We start from the raw sequence: 15,916 nt of genomic DNA on the forward strand, positions 1-15,916 counted from the left end.
TACATGACTGAAGAGTAACCCGCCCAGTGCTACAGCGCGTATCACCTTCCCATGTCGGGATAAATGACAAACGGGCGGCCCTCGAAAGGACCGCCCGTTCGCAAACGCGAGGCGCTGAATTACTTGACGGACACCTTGGCGCCGGCCTCTTCCAGCTTCGCCTTGGCAGCCTCGGCGGCCTCCTTGGCGACCTTCTCCAGGATCGGCTTCGGGGCACCCTCGACCAGGTCCTTGGCTTCCTTCAGGCCCAGGCCCGAGACGATCTCACGGACCACCTTGATGACCTGGATCTTCTTGTCGCCGGCACCCTCGAGGATGACGTCGAACTCGTCCTGCTCCTCAGCGGCCTCGGCCGGAGCAGCGGCGCCACCGGCAGCGGCGATCGCGACGGGGGCAGCAGCGGTGACCTCGAACTTCTCCTCGAACGCCTTCACGAAGCCGGACAGCTCCAGGAGGGTCATCTCCGAGAAAACTTCGAGCAGCTCTTCGGTGGACAGCTTGGCCATGATTGTTCCTTTCGGTAGTGAATGTCTTTGCGCGCGGGCGTAATACCCGTGCAGGGGGTATTACTCGGCAGCGCCTTCGGCCTGCTTCTTCTCCTGCAGCGCGGCGGCCAGACGGGCCACCTGACCTGCGGGAGCCGAGAACAGCCCGGCAGCCTTGGACATGTTGCCCTTCATCGCACCGGCCAGCTTGGCCAGCAGGACCTCGCGGGTCTCCAGGTCGGCGATCTTCTCGACCTCGGACACGGACAGCGCAGCGCCGTCCATGTAGCCGCCCTTGATGATGAGCGCCTTGTTGTCCTTGGCGAAGGTCTTGAGCGCCTTCGCGGCGTTGACCGGCTCACCCTGGATGAAGGTGATGGCGGTCGGTCCGACGAACAAGTCGTCCAGGCCCTCGACGCCCGCTTCCGCGGCCGCGAGCTTGACCAGGGTGTTCTTGGCGACGGAGTACGTGGCCTCGGCGCCGAGCGCACGACGCAGCTCGGTGAGCTTGCCGACCGAAAGACCACGGTATTCCGTGACAACAGTGGCCGTGGAGTTCTTGAACTGCTCCGCGATCTCCGCGACAGCGGTGACCTTTTCAGGCTTCGCCATACTTCGCCTCCTCTCTGATGTCGGTTCGTGAACGCGCACTACCGAATTCAGGGGCCGGCGACAAAACTAACGCCCCGGACGCAAGGCGTACCGGGGCGCGAAAAGATCGGCCTCAGCTCTCCCTGCGTGGGCCGCCGGCAATGTCGCCGGACCTTCGATCGACACCACGCAAGCGGCATCGACGACCAACGGTCTTCGGTAGAACGAATGGGTAGCCATCGAACATGTCGATGACCGGAGTCCACTGTACCGGCACCTGCCCCGATCTGCCAAAACGCCCCCGGCAGCGCCGGATTCGCCGGTTTCGATTGTGTCGTGGCTCACAGTTGATGGTTCGAAGTGGCAGCAATCTCACCGGAAAGGTGTTACGTTCGGTGACAGTAACCTGCTTCACTCTGAACTATGGCAACCTCCATAGTCGCTCCACCAATGCTGCTGGACCGGCGTTCACAGCGATTCCTCGCACTCGCCGTGATCTGCCTGGCCGAACTGCTGGTGGTCCTCGACAACACCATCGTCAATGTCGCCCTCCCCTCCATCGGCGTCCAACTGCAGACCGGCGTCTCCGGCCTGCAGTGGGTCGTCGACGCCTACACCCTCACCTTCGCCGGACTGCTGCTCGCGGCGGGCAATCTCGGTGACCGCTACGGCCGCAGGCGGATCATGATCGTCGGCCTGATCGGCATCGCCGTGATGTCGATCGGCGGCGCGCTCGCCGAGTCGATGACGCAGGTCATCGCGGCTCGCGCGGCGATGGGCGTCTTCGCCGCCGCCGTCTTCCCCGCCACCCTGGCCCTGATCATCAACATCTTCACCGACAAGCGCGAACGCGCGCTGGCCATCGCCGCCTGGACCGCGATGGCCGGCTTCGCCATCGCCATCGGCCCGATCTCGGGCGGCTGGCTGCTCGAGCACTTCAGCTGGCACTCGGTGTTCTGGATCAATGTGCCGGTAGCCCTGGTCGCGCTGATCGCGACGCTCATCTGGGTGCCGGAATCGCGTGCCGAGCAGGTCGGCAGGCTCGATCTGCCTGGCATCTTCCTGTCGATCGCGGGCATCACGCTGGTGGTGTGGGCGATCATCGAGGCGCCGCACAACGGGTGGCTCTCGCTGACGACGCTGTGCACCGCCGCACTCGGTGTCGTCCTGCTCGCCGCTTTCGTCACATGGGAATTGCGCACGGCCGCACCGATTCTCGATATGCGACTGTTCCGCAATCGCCGATTCTCGTTGCCCGCCTTGGCTATTGCCATCGGATATTTCTCGATGTTCGGGTTCCTGTTCCTGATCACCCAGTATTTCCAGGGCGTGCGCGAATACACCCCGCTCGAATTCGGTATCGCGTCCTTGCCGTTCGCGTTCTCGGTCGCGATCGGCGCACCGGTCGCGACACTGCTCGCGCAGCGGGTCGGCACCACCGCGGTGCTGGTGATCGGGCTGTTGCTCACCGGGCTGGGCCTGTATCTGGGCGGGCAGGTCACGGTGGACAGCAGCTATCTGCTCGGGGTGCTGCCGTCGATGGTGTCGATGGCGCTGGGCCTCGGCATCGTGCAGGGACCGGCGACCGAGTCGATCATGTCGGCCCTGCCGCTCGACGAGGCGGGCGCGGGCTCGGCGGTCAACGACACCACCCGCGAGATCGGCGGCACCCTCGGCGTCGCGGTGCTCGGCTCGATCGTCGCCTCGTACTACACCAGCCGGATCGGGGCCAGGGTCGACGCCATCCCGGTGGCCATCATGAACGCCAATGAGAAGAGCCTGGTCAAGGCCAGTCCGCTCAGCGTGCTGGAGCTACGCAAACGCGAGCTGACCCCGTTCCTGGAGACCCAGCGCGAGAACCTCATCGTCGCCATGAAGACGGCGACCCTGCAGGGCGCGCACGCCGCGTCCCTGGTGGCCGCGGGCGCGGTTCTCGTCTGCGCGGTGATCGTCGCGATCTTCCTGCCGTGGAAGCCGCAGGACGGCGAATCGGTGCTGCTCGGCTGGCGCAAGAAGGACTGACCCCGGAAAACCAGCGAGGGTGGGAACGCAGTGCGTTCCCACCCTCGTGGTCGATCAGGAGCTACCTGTCAGCTGAAGCTCACGCATCCTCGTCGAGGAGGTTGCGGGTGCGGTTCGGGTCCACCGGGATGCCCGGTCCGGTGTTGGTCGAAACCGTGATCTTCTTGACGTAGCGACCCTTGGCGGTCGACGGCTTCACACGCAGGATCTCGTCCAGCGCGGCGCCGTAGTTCTCCACCAGCTTGGCGTCGTCGAACGAGGCCTTGCCGATGACGAAGTGCAGGTTGGCCTGCTTGTCGACGCGGAAGTTGATCTTGCCGCCCTTGATGTCGTTGACGGCCTTGGTCACATCGTTGGTGACGGTGCCCGTCTTCGGGTTCGGCATCAGGCCACGCGGGCCGAGGACACGCGCGATGCGGCCGACCTTGGCCATCTGGTCCGGGGTGGCGATCGCGGCGTCGAAGTCCAGCCAGCCGCCCTGGATCCGCTCGATCAGGTCCTCGGCGCCCACGGCGTCGGCACCGGCGGCCTCGGCCTCGGCGGCCTTCTCGCCGGCGGCGAACACGATGACGCGGGCGGTCTTACCGGTGCCGTGCGGCAGGTTGACGGTGCCGCGGACCATCTGGTCGGCCTTACGGGGATCCACGCCGAGACGAACCGCGACCTCGACGGTCGCGTCGGTCTTGGTGGTCGAGGTCTCCTTCGCCAGGCGCGCAGCGGCCAGCGGGGAGTACAGCTTGTCGCGATCGACCTTCTCAGCAGCGGCGAGATACGCCTTGCTTCGCTTTGCCATGTTTCTCTGTCCTTAAAGTTGCGAGTTCAGATGTGGTTTCCGGGCCTGGCCGGCCCTCCCACATGGAGCGAGGATTCGCTCAGCCTCAGTGCACATTCGAAGGCTTCGCTGCGCCTGCGTGGTTACGCTGCGCTGCCGCCTCCGGCGCTGACGCTCAGCCTTCGACGGTGATACCCATCGAGCGGGCGGTACCGGCGATGATCTTCGCGGCCTGATCGAGATCGGTGGCGTTGAGATCCTCGGCCTTGGTCTTGGCGATCTCCCGGACCTGGTCCATGGTGACCTTGGCGACCTTGGTCTTGTGCGGCTCGGCCGAGCCCTTCTGCACACCGGCGGCCTTGAGCAGCAGACGCGCGGCGGGCGGGGTCTTCAGCTTGAAGTCGAACGTCCGGTCCTCGTACACCGAGATCTCGACCGGGATGACGTTGCCACGCTGCGACTCGGTCGCGGCGTTGTACGCCTTGCAGAACTCCATGATGTTGACGCCGTGCTGACCGAGCGCGGGGCCGACCGGAGGAGCCGGGTTCGCGGCACCGGCCTGGATCTGCAGCTTGATGATCCCGGCGAGCTTCTTCTTCTTGGGGGGCATCTTTCTTCCTTGGGTTTCGGTTCCTTACGGTTGCCGTAAGCCTGTTGCGGGATCGCTCCCACGCCGGGTCCAAGCCCGGCATCCGCGCACGACCTCGGCACCGGCGAAAAAACGACGGTGCGGGTCTACACACGAACCCTCACACCCTACCGGATCGCGCCGCGGGCACCGCACACGGGGAGGTGCGAGGGAAACGACAACGGCACCGCCGAAGCGGTGCCGTTGCGAAGCAGGATGGGCGCTAGATCTTGGAGACCTGGGTGAAGTTCAGCTCGACCGGGGTCTCGCGACCGAAGATCGAGACGAGCACCTTGAGCTTCTGCTGCTCGGCGTTGACCTCGCTGATGCTGGCGGGCAGCGTCGCGAACGGGCCGTCCATGACGGTGACCGACTCGCCGACCTCGAAGTCGACCTCGATGACCGGCTTGCCCGCGGCCGCGGCAGCGGACTCGGCACCGGCCGAAGCCGCGGCGGCAGCCGCCCGCTTCTGGGCCTGCGCACCAGCCGGGACCAGGAACTTCACGACCTCGTTGATGGTCAGCGGGGTCGGCTTGGCGCCGGGGCCACCGCCGGTCATACCGACGAAACCGGTGACGCCGGGGGTGTTGCGGACCGCGCCCCACGACTCGTTGTTCAGTTCCATCCGGACCAGGATGTAACCGGGCAGCACCTTGCGGTTGACGTTCTTCTTCTGCCCGTTCTTGATCTCGGTGACCTCTTCGGTCGGCACCTCGACCTGGAAGATGTAGTCCTCGAGGCCGAGGTTCTGCACGCGGGTCTCGAGGTTGGTCTTGACCTTGTTCTCGTAGCCGGCGTAGGAGTGCACGACGTACCAGTCGCCGGGGACACGGCGCAGCTTGGCCTTCATCGACTCGACGGGGTCGGCTTCGGGGTCTTCCTCGGTGGCGACGGCCTCGACGACGGCCTCGTCGGCTACATCGGCGTCAGCGAGCTCGGTGGTGGCCTCGACCTCGTCGGCGGCGGTCTCCGCCACGACAGAGTCGTCAACCGGGAACTCGGCGTTTGTTTCGTTCTCCGGGGTGCTCACTTCGGCACTCGCTTCCTGTGTCGTCACGTACATCCTCTGGGCCGGGTCGGGTGCGCGGAGGCACACTCCGCCGTTCCGGCCCGCGATCGGCTACCGGCGTGGGTGTCGGCGATCAGCCGAACAGCCAGTCGACACCCTTGACGAACGCCACGTCGATCCCGGCGATGAACGCGACCATGAAGACCACGAACACCAGAACGACGGTCGTATAGGTGACCATCTGCTTCCGGTTGGGCCAGATCACCTTACGCAGTTCCGCGATGACCTCTCGCAGGAACTTGAGCAGCCGCTTGAACGGGTTGCCCGTCTTAGCCTTCCCTGCAGTCTTGTCCTTGCGCAAGGAGGGCCGGTCCAGTGTCGCCACCGAACCATTGTCCGCCGGAGCATCCGACGTGCGCGCACGGCGAGCTGTCCGCTTGCCGCTCGGCCGAGTGGCAGCGGCGGTGTCGTCGCCGTCTTCGGCGCGAGTATCCCGCTCGTCCGTCACGTCGATCCTTCCTCGTCGCTGGCATTCAGGGCAGGGGCGACAGGACTTGAACCTGCAACCTGCGGTTTTGGAGACCGCTGCTCTGCCAATTGAGCTACGCCCCTTCGGTTGGACCAGCCTGAGCTGTGTTGCCCAACCACAGTCGATATTCAGTTATCGAGCTCTGATGTCACACAACATGCGCGCCGCTTCCATGGGGGATCTAGTCCCCGGGAAGATCAGCGCGCAGCAGCCGGTGACCCCAGAGTCCCGAGTGTACGTTACCGCGTGCGGTATTCGCCAATCCGGTACAGCCGACCAGGTCAGGACAGCTGAACGGTTGCCGTGGCCCGTCCGAAGATCTTCTTGCCCGCCGACTTCGCGATGATGGCGACGACCGCGGTCCTGGTCTCCGGATCGACCGACTTCACCTTACCGGTGAACTCGACCTCGGCCGGGGACTCGGCGCCGACGTAGACCGGGCTGGTGAACCGGACGTTGTACTCCTTCACCGCGCCGGGATCACCGAGCCACGAGGTGACGAAGCCGCCGCCGAGGCCCATCGTGAGCATGCCGTGCGCGACCACGTCGTCCAGGCCGACCATCTTCACGATCTCGTCGCTCCAGTGGATCGGGTTGGCGTCGCCGGACACACCCGCGTAGTTCACCAGATCGCCACGGGTGAGCCGGACGGTGCGCGGCGGCAGTTCATCGCCCGCGGCCACGCTGTCGAAGGACAGGGCGTGGGTGGGGACGGACGGCTCCGGCTGCCTGGTGACCGGATCGGGGGTCATCCCGGCGGGGAGATCGGCCGGCGCGTGATGGTCGGGCTCCTCGAGACCGTGCATGAGGATGTTGCGGACCGCGTCCGACATCGCCGGATCGATGTCACCGCCGCTGCGGCCGATCAGTGTGGTGTAGGTGGTGAGCACCAGCTCGTCGTCCTGCGCGGTGACGATGTTCTTGGTCACGATGATGTCGCCGCCGAAGGCCTGCCGGAAGGAATGCAGGTACACATCACAGGTCAGCTGGTCGCCCACCCGGATCGGGCGGTGGATCTCCAGGACCTGGTCGGTCTGCATGATCTGGCTCAGGTCGTAGCCGGTGACGACCTGCTCGAACAGCTTGCGCTGGGCGAGGATGCCGACCAGTGAGATGAAGGTGAGCGGGGCGAGCAGGCCCTGGTGGCCGTACTCACGCGCGATGTCTTCCTCCCAGTGCACCGGGTGGTAGTCCTGCACGGCACGGGCGTATTCGCGCACCTTCTCGCGGCCGACCTCGTAGTAGTCGTCGACACGGTAGTGGTGGCCGACCATCGCCGCCGCGTGTGCGGCGGGATCGAACGGTTCGGCGGCTGCGGCGGTGACCGATTCGTCGGTTCCGGTGTTCACTGTCACCACGTGGACCTTACTCACACGTAGACCGCCCACAAGCCGTCCGGGGGTGTAAACACCACCCCCTCGGGGTACTGTATCGACCCCGGAAAAGCACGAAGGCCGGACTTTCGTCCGGCCTTCGGCAAATGTTCTGGTGAATCAGCGCGACTCGCGGTGCGCCCGGTGGGTTCCGCAGTTCGGGCAGAACTTCTTCAGCTCGAGGCGGTCCGGGTCGTTGCGCCGGTTCTTCTTGGTGATGTAGTTGCGGTGCTTGCACTCTTCGCAGGCCAAGGTGATCTTTGGCCGGACATCGGTGGACTTCGCGGCCACGATATGCCTTCTTTCCGGTCTGGGCTGAGTCGTTATTGGTAGCGATGGCCGGACTTGAACCGGCGACACAACGATTATGAGTCGTTTGCTCTACCGACTGAGCTACACCGCCACGGCGGACCTGTTACGGTGGGCCGGCGGGAAAGTCGGTCACCACCGGCAATCCGGCGAGCCCCCTAACGGAATCGAACCGTTGACCTTTTCCTTACCATGGAAACGCTCTGCCGACTGAGCTAAGGGGGCATGACTACGTGGCACAGAGTCTGTATCGGCGGGGCCGATCAGCGCGACCCCGTGCTCCGGCGTCTGGAAAGAGATTACACACTACCACCCGAGAGCACCAAATCAGCAGGTAAGACTGGGTTTTTACCCGCATGCACCCACATGATCACGGGTCCCGACAGACAGGCTGCGGATCGCAGCCGTACCCCAGACACCAAAGAACCCCGCCGATCTGATGATCGACGGGGTTCGATGTGGCAGATGTAGGATTCGAACCTACGTAGGCTTTCACCGACAGATTTACAGTCTGCTCCCATTGGCCGCTCGGGCAATCTGCCTTGTGCGCCGTTTCCGGTGCGCTGAGAGCTTACAACGAACCCACACCCCCAATGCAAACCGCCTGCACAACGACCCTGCGAGCACGGTCGGACCGGGCATGCGGGTACAACTGTCTCGGTGGCCGGCACACCTGTCGGCAATCCATTGTCAGACCGTGAGGGACAGGAGCGCAGGGTGGCCGATTCGTCATTCGACGTGGTGAGCAAGGTCGATCGCCAGGAGGTCGACAACGCGCTGCACCAGGCGGAGAAGGAGCTGAACTCCCGCTACGACTTCAAGGGCACCGACGCGTCGATCGCGTGGTCCGGCGAGGAAGCCATCGTGCTGACCGCGAACGCCGAGGAGCGGGTCAAGGCCGCGCTCGACGTGTTCAAGGAGAAGCTGATCCGCCGTGACATCTCGCTCAAGGCGTTCGACGCGGGCGAGCCGCAGGCTTCGGGCAAGGTGTTCAAGATCACCGGCACGCTGGTGCAGGGCATCGATACCGAGAAGGCGAAGAAGATCTCCAAGAAGATCCGCGACGAGGGCCCCAAGGGCGTGAAGGCGCAGATCCAGGGCGAGGAGCTGCGGGTCAGCAGCAAGAAGCGCGACGACCTGCAGGCCGTGATCTCCCTGCTCAAGGGCGAGGATTTCGGCATCGCCCTGCAGTTCGTCAATTATCGCTAGCGGCTGACGCCGCGGGTTTTCGGCCTCATGACCTCGCCGCCGAGCAGCGATACTGCGCCTTCGGCGTTCCGTCTCGCTGCTCGGCGGCGAGGCGGCCGAGAACGTGGTGGTGACGTCAGAAGCGGTGGTCTCCGCCTGCCATTTCCTCCAGCCGCTTGATGCGCTCGTCCATCGGCGGGTGCGTCGAGTACCAGCGGGCGATGCGGTCGCCCGCGCGGAACGGGTTGGCGATCATCAGGTGCGATTCGCTGGTGAGCTTGGGATCGGGCGGCAGCGGGGCCACCTGGACGCCGCGTTCGATCTTGCGCAGGGCCGAGGCCAGGGCCAGCGGGTCACCGGTGAGTTCGGCGCCGGACTGATCGGCCTGGAATTCGCGTGATCGCGATACCGCCATCTTGATCAGGCCCGCGGCGATCGGGCCGAGCAGCGAGACCAGCAGCACCGCGATGACGTTCGGGCCCTGACCGTCCCTGCTGCCGAACGAGCTGGCGAAGAAGGCCATGTTCGCCAGTCCGGTGATGATCGAGGCCATCGCGCCGGCCACCGACGAGATCAGGATGTCGCGGTTGTAGACGTGCGACAGCTCGTGGCCGAGAACCGCGCGTAACTCCCGCTCGTCGAGCAGCTGCAGGATCCCGCTGGTGCAGCACACCGCCGCGTGCCGGGGATTGCGGCCGGTCGCGAACGCGTTGGGCGCGTTGGTCGGGCTGATGTAGAGCCGCGGCATCGGCTGGCGGGCCGTGGTCGCGAGCTCGCGCACGATCCGGTACATGACCGGCGCTTCCAGTTCGCTGACCGGTTGCGCGTGCATCGCCTTCAGCGCCAGTTTGTCGCTGTTGAAGTACGCGTAGGCGTTCATGCCGACGGCCAGCACGATCGAGATGATCAGGATCGTCGGGCTGCGGAACATCGCCCCGATGGCGACGATCAACGCCGACAGCCCGACCATCAATCCAAACGTCTTGATCCCATTGGGCATGCAGTTCCGCCTCCCCGCGCCTTTTGCCGGTCGTCGGGCGCGTGGTTCGTCAGTCGTCGGGCCTGCGGTCGACCACGTGAACAGTTCTGGGCGTACCCGGCGAGTTACCCATGTTCGCGCGAAATCTGGTGTTGCTTCGCGTCAGGTCAACGAGTGCGCGGTGGCGATAGTTCCTGGTCAGCCCACCCGCTCGATGGTGTAGCGAACCAGTCGGCTGAGGGCGTCGTTGGCCGGGCCCGCAGGGAGAGCCGACAGTTCGGCGTCGGCGAGGTCTGCGTACTCCTGGAGCTTTTCCTTGGCCTTGGCCATGCCGGGTGAGCGACGCAGCAGCTCCAGCGCCTCCTCGACCTCGGCGTCGGATTCCAGTGGGTGGTCGAGCAGGATGCGCAGGCGGTCGCCGTCGGCGCCGGACTCGCGCAGCGCGTAGAGGACGGGCAGGGTGTGCACGCCCTCGCGAAGGTCGGTGCCGGGGGTTTTGCCGGACTGTTCGGCCGAGGACGAGATGTCGATGATGTCGTCGGAGATCTGGAAGGCGGTGCCGACGGCGTCGCCGAGGCGGGCCAGCCGCTCGACGTGCTCGGGGCCCGCACCGGAGAAGGTGCCGCCGAAACGGCCCGCGGCGGCGATGAGCGAGCCGGTCTTCTCCCAGACCACGCGCAGGTAGTGCTCGACCGGATCCTGGGACTGCTTGGCGCCCATGGTTTCCCGCATCTGGCCGGTGACCAGCTCGGCGAAGGTCTCGGCGATGATCCGGACCGCGTCGGGGCCGAGCGTCGAGGTGAGCCGGGAGGCGTGGGCGAACAGGTAGTCGCCTGCCAGGATCGCGATGTTGTTGCCCCAGCGCGCGTTGACGCTGACCGCGCCGCGGCGCTGCGTGGCCTCGTCCATCACGTCGTCGTGGTACAGCGTCGCCAGGTGCACCAGCTCCACGACGGTGCCCGCGGTGACCAGCGCCGGGTCGGTGGGATTGGGGCCGAGCTGACCGGTCAGCAGGGTGAACAGCGGCCGGAACCGCTTGCCGCCCGCCCTGGCCAGGTGCAGTGCGGCTTCCTGCAGGAATTCCTCGCCGTCGGAGAGTTCGTCGACGAGCAGTTTCTCGACCGCGGCCAGGCCGTCGCGCACGGTGGCGGCGAGTTTGGGATCGACGAGATCGACCCCGGCAACCACGGTGCTCTCGTCGCTCACAGCCGATGTGCTCATTATCTTCTCCCAGCGATGCGTCCGACCCCGACGGGTAGCAACCTAGCGTGTTCCGGTGCCCACGCCGATGAACACCGTCACACAGTGACAATTCCCGGTGTACCCGACACTCTCGCACAGCGCCCGGGGGTGCCAGTATTGAGCCATGGGTTCACCGGATCTCACCCCCGCCGACCGCGCTGTCCTGCCTGCCGCCGTCGAGGTGCTGGTCGTCGGGGCCGGGCCCGCGGGTTCGGCGTCGGCGGCCTGGGCCGCGCGCGCCGGACGCGATGTGCTGCTGCTCGATTCCGCGGTCTTCCCGCGGGACAAGACCTGCGGCGACGGGCTGACGCCGCGCGCGACCGCCGAGCTCGAGCACCTCGGCCTCGGCGAGTGGCTGCGCGCGCACACGGTGAACCACGGCCTGCGGATGGCAGGTTTCGGCCGGGAGGCGTTGCTGCCGTGGCCGGGCGGGTCGTTCCCGACCTACGGAAGCGCTGTTCCCCGAACCGAACTCGACGACAAGCTGCGCGAGACCGCGATCAAATCCGGTGCCAGGATGGTCGACGGCGCGAAGGTCACCGAGGTGCTGTGCGAGGGCGACCGGGTCAGCGGGGTGACGGTCCGCATCGGCGACGCCACCCACTCGGTGCGCTGCCGGGTGCTCGTCGTGGCCGACGGGGTGCGCTCCCCCGTCGGAAAACAGTTGGGCCGCACCTGGCATCGCCGCTTCGCCTACGGGACCGCCGCGCGCGCCTACATCAAGTCGGGACGCAGCGACGACCAGTGGATCTCCTCGCACCTGGAACTGCGCAACGCGGCCGACGAGCTGGTGCCCGGCTACGGCTGGATCTTCCCGCTCGGAAACGGCGAGGTGAACATCGGCGTCGGTTCGCTGGCGACCGAGCGGCGGCCCTCGCACATCGCGCTCAAGCCGCTGCTCGAGCACTACACCCGGCTGCGCCGCGAGGAATGGGAGCTCGAGGGCGAGCTGCGTGCCGTCGCGTCGGCGCTGCTGCCGATGGGCGGCGCCGTGTCGGGGGTGGCCGGCCCGAACTGGGTCCTTGTCGGCGACGCGGCGGGCTGCGTGAACCCGCTCAACGGTGAGGGCATCGACTATGGCCTGGAGGGCGGGCACATGCTCGCCGGGCTGCTGGACGAGCCCGATCTGAGCCGGGTGTGGCCGCAGCTGCTGCGGGACCGGTACGGACGCACGTTCTCGGTGGCGCGCAGGCTCGCGGCCCTGGCCACCCATCCGAGGATGGTCCCGCTCGGCGGGCCGCCGGTGATGCGCTCGAAGTACTTGCAGCGCACGGCCGTTCGGGTGATGGGCAATCTGGTGACCGACGAGGATCTGGACCTCACCGCCCGCGCCTGGCGGGCAGCAGGACGGGCTTCGCTGCGCGCAGACGACCTGCAGCCATTCTCCCCCGCCTCCCCGTGAATTTTGGCTCCCCCGCCTCCCCGTGAATTTTGGCCTGACTCAGGTGCGGGGTGATTCGCGTCGGCGGCTACCCGCGTCGTCGGGGCTGGGTTGGCTTGTGGCTGGGGAGTTACCCATGTTCTTTCGTGACCAGGTGTTGCGGATTCGATTCTGAGACGGTGCCGCGTGGTCCGGCGGCACCGTCGCGTTGGGGACTACGACTTGGCGAACCAGCCCTCGAGGAACTTGCGTTCGCTGTTGAGGACGCGCTGGTGCAGCTGCTCGGCGAGCGGCTCGATGGCGCCGCCGACCAGCGGCACCTTCACGGTGACGGTGCCGACCACTTCGATCTCGCTGCCCTCGGCGGTGGGGCGCAGCTCGTAGGTGCCCGACATCTCGGTGGTAATGCCGCCGGTGCGGCCGGTGAAGCTGCCCTTGGCGACCTCACCCTCCAGGGGCTGCCAGTGGTCGGTGCGCGAGAGCACGAGATCGCTCTTGAGCACCTTGCGCACCAGGCCGGGGACCTTGTCCCGACCGGGGGTTTCGGTCATCTGAAGGCGAATCGAACCCGGGCCGTCGGGATGGGAGAGTTCGACGGTCGCGGTGTCGGCGACGGCGAAGCGCTCCTGCCAGACCGCATCGTCGACGAGTGCCCGGTGAAGCTCTTCGACCGGGACGGTGTAAGGCACGGTGAAGCTGAATTTTCGGGACATGGGCGCCACGCTAGCGCAGGGTCCGACTAAGGTGGCGGCGTGTCGGAAACCAGCCTGTCGGAGAGGCGGACGAAGCGCCTGCGACGGGTGAGGACCGGGGTGCTCGGTACCGCGACGGTGATCAGCGTGCTGATGGTGCTGCTGGTGCTCGCGGCCTGGCGCAACGATTTCGAGATCGAGAATCATCGTGGCGTCACCTCGGGCGAGGTGCTCTCGGCGGGCCGGTTGCGATCGGCGGTGATGTACGTGACGCCCGACAGCGTGACCCACAATCCGAAGGTCGGCATTCTGTATCCGACCAATCTGACCGCCGGTCAGCGGATCAATGTGGAGTACAGCACGCGTGACCCCGATCTGGTCCGGGTCGCCGGGCGCGATGCGCGGGTGGCGATCATTCCGGCGGCGTCGGTGATCGTGGTGGTCTGGGCGCTGGCGTTGCCCGCGCTGTGGCTGGTGCGCCGTAAGCAGCGCGAGGCGTAACTTCGCCTGCTGTTCGTCCCGGCTTCACGTCGGCGTGGGGGTGTCGCGCGGTGTGGCGGTCACCCTGAGAGGGTGCGCGTAGCCATCGTCTCGGAGTCTTTCCTGCCGAACATGAACGGCGTCGTCAACTCCGTCTTGCGGGTGCTGGACCACCTGGACCAGCACGGGCACGACGCGATGATCGTGGCGCCCGACACCCTGCGCGGCGCGCCGCCCGCCCCGCGCTTCCACGGCCGTTTCCCGGTGCACCGGGTGCCCGCGATGATGGTGCCGAAGGTCAGTTCGCTGCCGGTCGGCCTGCCGCAGCCCGGAATCACCGCCGCGATCGCCGCCTTCGATCCGGACGTGGTGCATCTGGCCTCGCCGTTCCTGCTCGGCGCCGGTGGGCTGGCGGCCGCGACCCGGCTCGATCTGCCCTCGATCGCGGTGTATCAGACCGATGTGGCCGGCTTCGCCAAGAGCTACGGTCTCGGGCTGGCCGCACGGGCGGCCTGGGCGTGGACGCGCCGGATCCACGAAGGCGCGACGCGCACGCTGGCACCTTCCTCGGCGGCCGCGCAGGACCTGGCCGACCACGGCATTCCCCGGGTGCACCGCTGGGGCCGCGGCGTCGACATCGACCGGTTCAACCCGGCCGCGCGCAGCGCCGAACTGCGGACGAGCTGGCTGGGCTCGCAGGACCGGCTGGTCGTCGGATTCGTCGGCAGGCTCGCGCCGGAGAAGCACGTCGAACGACTCGCCGCGCTCGCCGGAGACCCGTCGATCCAGCTGGTCGTGGTGGGCGACGGGCCGGAGCGGGCACGGCTGAGCCGGCTCATGCCCGACGCGGTGTTCACCGGTGAACTCGGCGGCAGCGAGCTGGCCACGCACTACGCGAGCCTGGACGTGATGGTGCATCCGGGCGAGCACGAGACGTTCTGCCAGGGTGTGCAGGAGGCACTGTCCTCCGGCGTGCCGGTGATCGGCCCCGACGCTGGCGGGCCGCGCGATCTGATCGCGCACTGCCGCAACGGGTATCTGCTGCCGGTCGACCGGTTCGCCGAATTGCTGCCCAGCGCGGTGTCGGCCTTGCGCGATCCGGGCCAGCGCGCCCGGTTCGCGACGGCGGCCCGCAAGTCGGTGCTGCACCGCACGTGGCCGGCCATCTGCACCGAGCTGATGACGCACTACGCCGACGTCACCGGCATGCGAAGCCGTTTGCCGCGCTCGGCATAGCGAGCGCTGTCGGCGTAGCCGCCCGCAGACCGGCGCATGGCCGGAACGAAGGCGCAGGTACGCATAGAGAGCCGCGGCCGGAGGCGGATAAGCTCGATTCGTGGCGACAACAGAGCAGCGGGAACCGATTCGGGCTTCGCTGGACAAGCAACCCCACGAGGTCGCGTCGATGTTCGACGGTGTGGCGAAGCGCTACGACCTCACCAACACGGTCATCTCCGGTGGCCAGGATCGGTACTGGCGGTGGGCGACGCGGCGCGCGCTCGGACTGCGACCGGGTGAGCGGGTGCTCGACCTGGCGGCGGGCACCGGGGTCTCGACCGTGGAGCTCGGCAAGTCGGGCGCCTGGTGCGTGGCCACCGACTTCTCCCAGGGCATGCTGGCCGCGGGCCGGTTCCGGCAGGTCCCGATGGTGGCAGGCGATGCGATGGCCCTGCCGTTCGCCGACAATTCCTTCGACGCGGTGACCATCTCCTTCGGCCTGCGCAATGTCTCCGACATCGATCTGGCGCTGCGCGAGATGCTGCGGGTGACCAAGCCGGGCGGGCGGGTGGTGGTCTGCGAGTTCTCCACCCCGGTGTTCGGGCCGTTCCGCACCGTCTACATGGAGTACCTGATGAAGGCGCTGCCGCGGGTGGCGCGGGCGGTCAGCTCCAACCCCGATGCGTACGTGTACCTCGCCGAGTCGATCCGCGCGTGGCCGAACCAGCGCAGGCTGGCCCGGCGCATCGCGGACGCCGGCTGGGATTCGGTGCAGTGGCGCGATCTCACCGGTGGTGTGGTGGCGCTGCATCGCGGCTACAAACTGGGCTGAAGCGCCCTCGATCCCGGGGTGAATCCGGTCACTCCGGGACACCGCGCGGCGGGCACTTCCCCGTCGGAACATGCCCTGATCAGGGCCGATATTCCGGACTCGACCTCACAGTGAAAATTTTGACGTGTGAGGTCAATTGTCACCTGGACATAACGTTCGGTAAATCGAGCGCAACGACAGGTGCGG

The 15,916-nt window shown here is 66.8% G+C and carries 17 protein-coding genes and 4 tRNA genes; 6 read left to right on the forward strand and 15 right to left on the reverse strand.

Annotation, left to right across the window (positions count from 1 at the left end):
- Positions 1-119 precede the first annotated feature (119 nt).
- Together rplL and rplJ are read right to left on the reverse strand one after the other, a co-directional pair.
- Positions 120-506: a 50S ribosomal protein L7/L12 gene (rplL, locus tag ACFVAV_RS02795; protein WP_379028860.1), complete on the reverse strand. Its 387-nt coding sequence runs from the start codon at positions 504-506 to the stop codon at positions 120-122.
- Positions 507-566: 60 nt separating this feature from the next.
- Entirely contained in the window at positions 567-1,097 is a 531-nt protein-coding gene (gene rplJ, locus ACFVAV_RS02800) for a 50S ribosomal protein L10 (RefSeq protein WP_218719611.1), read from the reverse strand.
- A 402-nt stretch (positions 1,098-1,499) separates the two neighbouring features.
- Here rplJ and ACFVAV_RS02805 point away from each other — a divergent pair, with 402 nt between their 5' ends.
- Positions 1,500-3,098 (forward strand): MFS transporter, encoded by a 1,599-nt coding sequence (locus tag ACFVAV_RS02805; protein ID WP_379028863.1) that lies wholly within the window; start codon positions 1,500-1,502, stop codon positions 3,096-3,098.
- 79 nt (positions 3,099-3,177) lie between these two features.
- Here ACFVAV_RS02805 and rplA read toward each other — a convergent pair whose 3' ends face one another.
- The 10 genes from rplA to ACFVAV_RS02855 all read right to left on the reverse strand — a co-directional run bounded on the left by rplA (position 3,178) and on the right by ACFVAV_RS02855 (position 8,260).
- Positions 3,178-3,891, reverse strand: a complete 714-nt coding sequence (rplA, locus tag ACFVAV_RS02810; RefSeq protein ID WP_336084266.1) for a 50S ribosomal protein L1 — start codon at positions 3,889-3,891, stop codon at positions 3,178-3,180.
- 154 nt (positions 3,892-4,045) lie between these two features.
- A complete protein-coding gene (gene rplK, locus ACFVAV_RS02815) occupies positions 4,046-4,480 on the reverse strand; it encodes a 50S ribosomal protein L11 (protein ID WP_019049397.1) in 435 nt (144 codons plus the stop codon).
- A 241-nt stretch (positions 4,481-4,721) separates the two neighbouring features.
- Positions 4,722-5,528: a transcription termination/antitermination protein NusG gene (gene nusG, locus ACFVAV_RS02820; RefSeq protein ID WP_379029931.1), complete on the reverse strand. Its 807-nt coding sequence runs from the start codon at positions 5,526-5,528 to the stop codon at positions 4,722-4,724.
- 112 nt (positions 5,529-5,640) lie between these two features.
- Positions 5,641-6,015 carry a preprotein translocase subunit SecE gene (gene secE / locus ACFVAV_RS02825; protein ID WP_379028866.1) on the reverse strand — a complete coding sequence of 125 codons (375 nt, stop codon included), beginning with the start codon at positions 6,013-6,015 and terminating at the stop codon, positions 5,641-5,643.
- A 31-nt stretch (positions 6,016-6,046) separates the two neighbouring features.
- Positions 6,047-6,119 (reverse strand) — tRNA-Trp (locus ACFVAV_RS02830).
- A gap of 198 nt (positions 6,120-6,317) precedes the next feature.
- On the reverse strand, positions 6,318-7,385 hold the full coding sequence (locus ACFVAV_RS02835) for a fused (3R)-hydroxyacyl-ACP dehydratase subunits HadA/HadB (protein ID WP_379029934.1): 1,068 nt from the start codon (positions 7,383-7,385) through the stop codon (positions 6,318-6,320).
- A gap of 144 nt (positions 7,386-7,529) precedes the next feature.
- Positions 7,530-7,700 (reverse strand): 50S ribosomal protein L33, encoded by a 171-nt coding sequence (gene rpmG, locus ACFVAV_RS02840; RefSeq protein ID WP_019049401.1) that lies wholly within the window; start codon positions 7,698-7,700, stop codon positions 7,530-7,532.
- Positions 7,701-7,736: 36 nt separating this feature from the next.
- Positions 7,737-7,812: transfer RNA gene (locus ACFVAV_RS02845), tRNA-Met, on the reverse strand.
- 58 nt (positions 7,813-7,870) lie between these two features.
- Positions 7,871-7,943: transfer RNA gene (locus ACFVAV_RS02850), tRNA-Thr, on the reverse strand.
- 234 nt (positions 7,944-8,177) lie between these two features.
- Positions 8,178-8,260: transfer RNA gene (locus ACFVAV_RS02855), tRNA-Tyr, on the reverse strand.
- 175 nt (positions 8,261-8,435) lie between these two features.
- Between ACFVAV_RS02855 and ACFVAV_RS02860 the strand changes: the two genes are divergently transcribed.
- Positions 8,436-8,927 carry a YajQ family cyclic di-GMP-binding protein gene (locus ACFVAV_RS02860; protein WP_189025598.1) on the forward strand — a complete coding sequence of 164 codons (492 nt, stop codon included), beginning with the start codon at positions 8,436-8,438 and terminating at the stop codon, positions 8,925-8,927.
- A 115-nt stretch (positions 8,928-9,042) separates the two neighbouring features.
- On the opposite strand, the gene htpX is transcribed toward ACFVAV_RS02860, so the two are convergent.
- Together htpX and ACFVAV_RS02870 are read right to left on the reverse strand one after the other, a co-directional pair.
- Positions 9,043-9,906, reverse strand: coding sequence for a zinc metalloprotease HtpX (gene htpX, locus ACFVAV_RS02865; protein ID WP_379028870.1), 864 nt, complete (start codon positions 9,904-9,906; stop codon positions 9,043-9,045).
- A gap of 177 nt (positions 9,907-10,083) precedes the next feature.
- Entirely contained in the window at positions 10,084-11,106 is a 1,023-nt protein-coding gene (locus ACFVAV_RS02870; RefSeq protein ID WP_379028873.1) for a polyprenyl synthetase family protein, read from the reverse strand.
- 145 nt (positions 11,107-11,251) lie between these two features.
- On the opposite strand from ACFVAV_RS02870, the gene ACFVAV_RS02875 reads away from it, so the two are divergent.
- Complete coding sequence (locus ACFVAV_RS02875; protein WP_379028876.1) at positions 11,252-12,529, forward strand: geranylgeranyl reductase family protein; 1,278 nt, start codon at positions 11,252-11,254, stop codon at positions 12,527-12,529.
- Positions 12,530-12,723: 194 nt separating this feature from the next.
- On the opposite strand, the gene ACFVAV_RS02880 is transcribed toward ACFVAV_RS02875, so the two are convergent.
- Positions 12,724-13,221 carry a DUF2505 domain-containing protein gene (locus tag ACFVAV_RS02880; RefSeq protein ID WP_379028879.1) on the reverse strand — a complete coding sequence of 166 codons (498 nt, stop codon included), beginning with the start codon at positions 13,219-13,221 and terminating at the stop codon, positions 12,724-12,726.
- A 39-nt stretch (positions 13,222-13,260) separates the two neighbouring features.
- Here ACFVAV_RS02880 and ACFVAV_RS02885 point away from each other — a divergent pair, with 39 nt between their 5' ends.
- The 3 genes from ACFVAV_RS02885 (at position 13,261) to ACFVAV_RS02895 (ending at position 15,730) form a co-directional block, all read left to right on the forward strand.
- A complete protein-coding gene (locus tag ACFVAV_RS02885) occupies positions 13,261-13,701 on the forward strand; it encodes a DUF3592 domain-containing protein (RefSeq protein ID WP_379028882.1) in 441 nt (146 codons plus the stop codon).
- A 72-nt stretch (positions 13,702-13,773) separates the two neighbouring features.
- Positions 13,774-14,916: a glycosyltransferase family 4 protein gene (locus ACFVAV_RS02890; RefSeq protein WP_379028885.1), complete on the forward strand. Its 1,143-nt coding sequence runs from the start codon at positions 13,774-13,776 to the stop codon at positions 14,914-14,916.
- Positions 14,917-15,016: 100 nt separating this feature from the next.
- Entirely contained in the window at positions 15,017-15,730 is a 714-nt protein-coding gene (locus ACFVAV_RS02895; protein WP_379028888.1) for a demethylmenaquinone methyltransferase, read from the forward strand.
- Positions 15,731-15,916: the final 186 nt, after the last annotated feature.

This window comes from Nocardia sp. NPDC057663 (genome assembly GCF_042799895.1).
Classification (GTDB): Bacteria; Actinomycetota; Actinomycetes; order Mycobacteriales; family Mycobacteriaceae; genus Nocardia.

What these genes read in the sequence shown, in the direction of transcription:
- ACFVAV_RS02805 (WP_379028863.1), top strand. Translation starts at nt 1,500, where the DNA reads ATGGCAACCTCCATAGTCGCTCCACCAATGCTGCTGGACCGGCGTTCA.
- ACFVAV_RS02875 (WP_379028876.1), top strand. Translation starts at nt 11,252, where the DNA reads ATGGGTTCACCGGATCTCACCCCCGCCGACCGCGCTGTCCTGCCTGCC.
- rplA (WP_336084266.1), bottom strand. Translation starts at nt 3,891, where the DNA reads ATGGCAAAGCGAAGCAAGGCGTATCTCGCCGCTGCTGAGAAGGTCGAT.
- ACFVAV_RS02880 (WP_379028879.1), bottom strand. Translation starts at nt 13,221, where the DNA reads ATGTCCCGAAAATTCAGCTTCACCGTGCCTTACACCGTCCCGGTCGAA.
- rplL (WP_379028860.1), bottom strand. Translation starts at nt 506, where the DNA reads ATGGCCAAGCTGTCCACCGAAGAGCTGCTCGAAGTTTTCTCGGAGATG.
- rplK (WP_019049397.1), bottom strand. Translation starts at nt 4,480, where the DNA reads ATGCCCCCCAAGAAGAAGAAGCTCGCCGGGATCATCAAGCTGCAGATC.
- rplJ (WP_218719611.1), bottom strand. Translation starts at nt 1,097, where the DNA reads ATGGCGAAGCCTGAAAAGGTCACCGCTGTCGCGGAGATCGCGGAGCAG.
- ACFVAV_RS02870 (WP_379028873.1), bottom strand. Translation starts at nt 11,106, where the DNA reads ATGAGCACATCGGCTGTGAGCGACGAGAGCACCGTGGTTGCCGGGGTC.
- htpX (WP_379028870.1), bottom strand. Translation starts at nt 9,906, where the DNA reads ATGCCCAATGGGATCAAGACGTTTGGATTGATGGTCGGGCTGTCGGCG.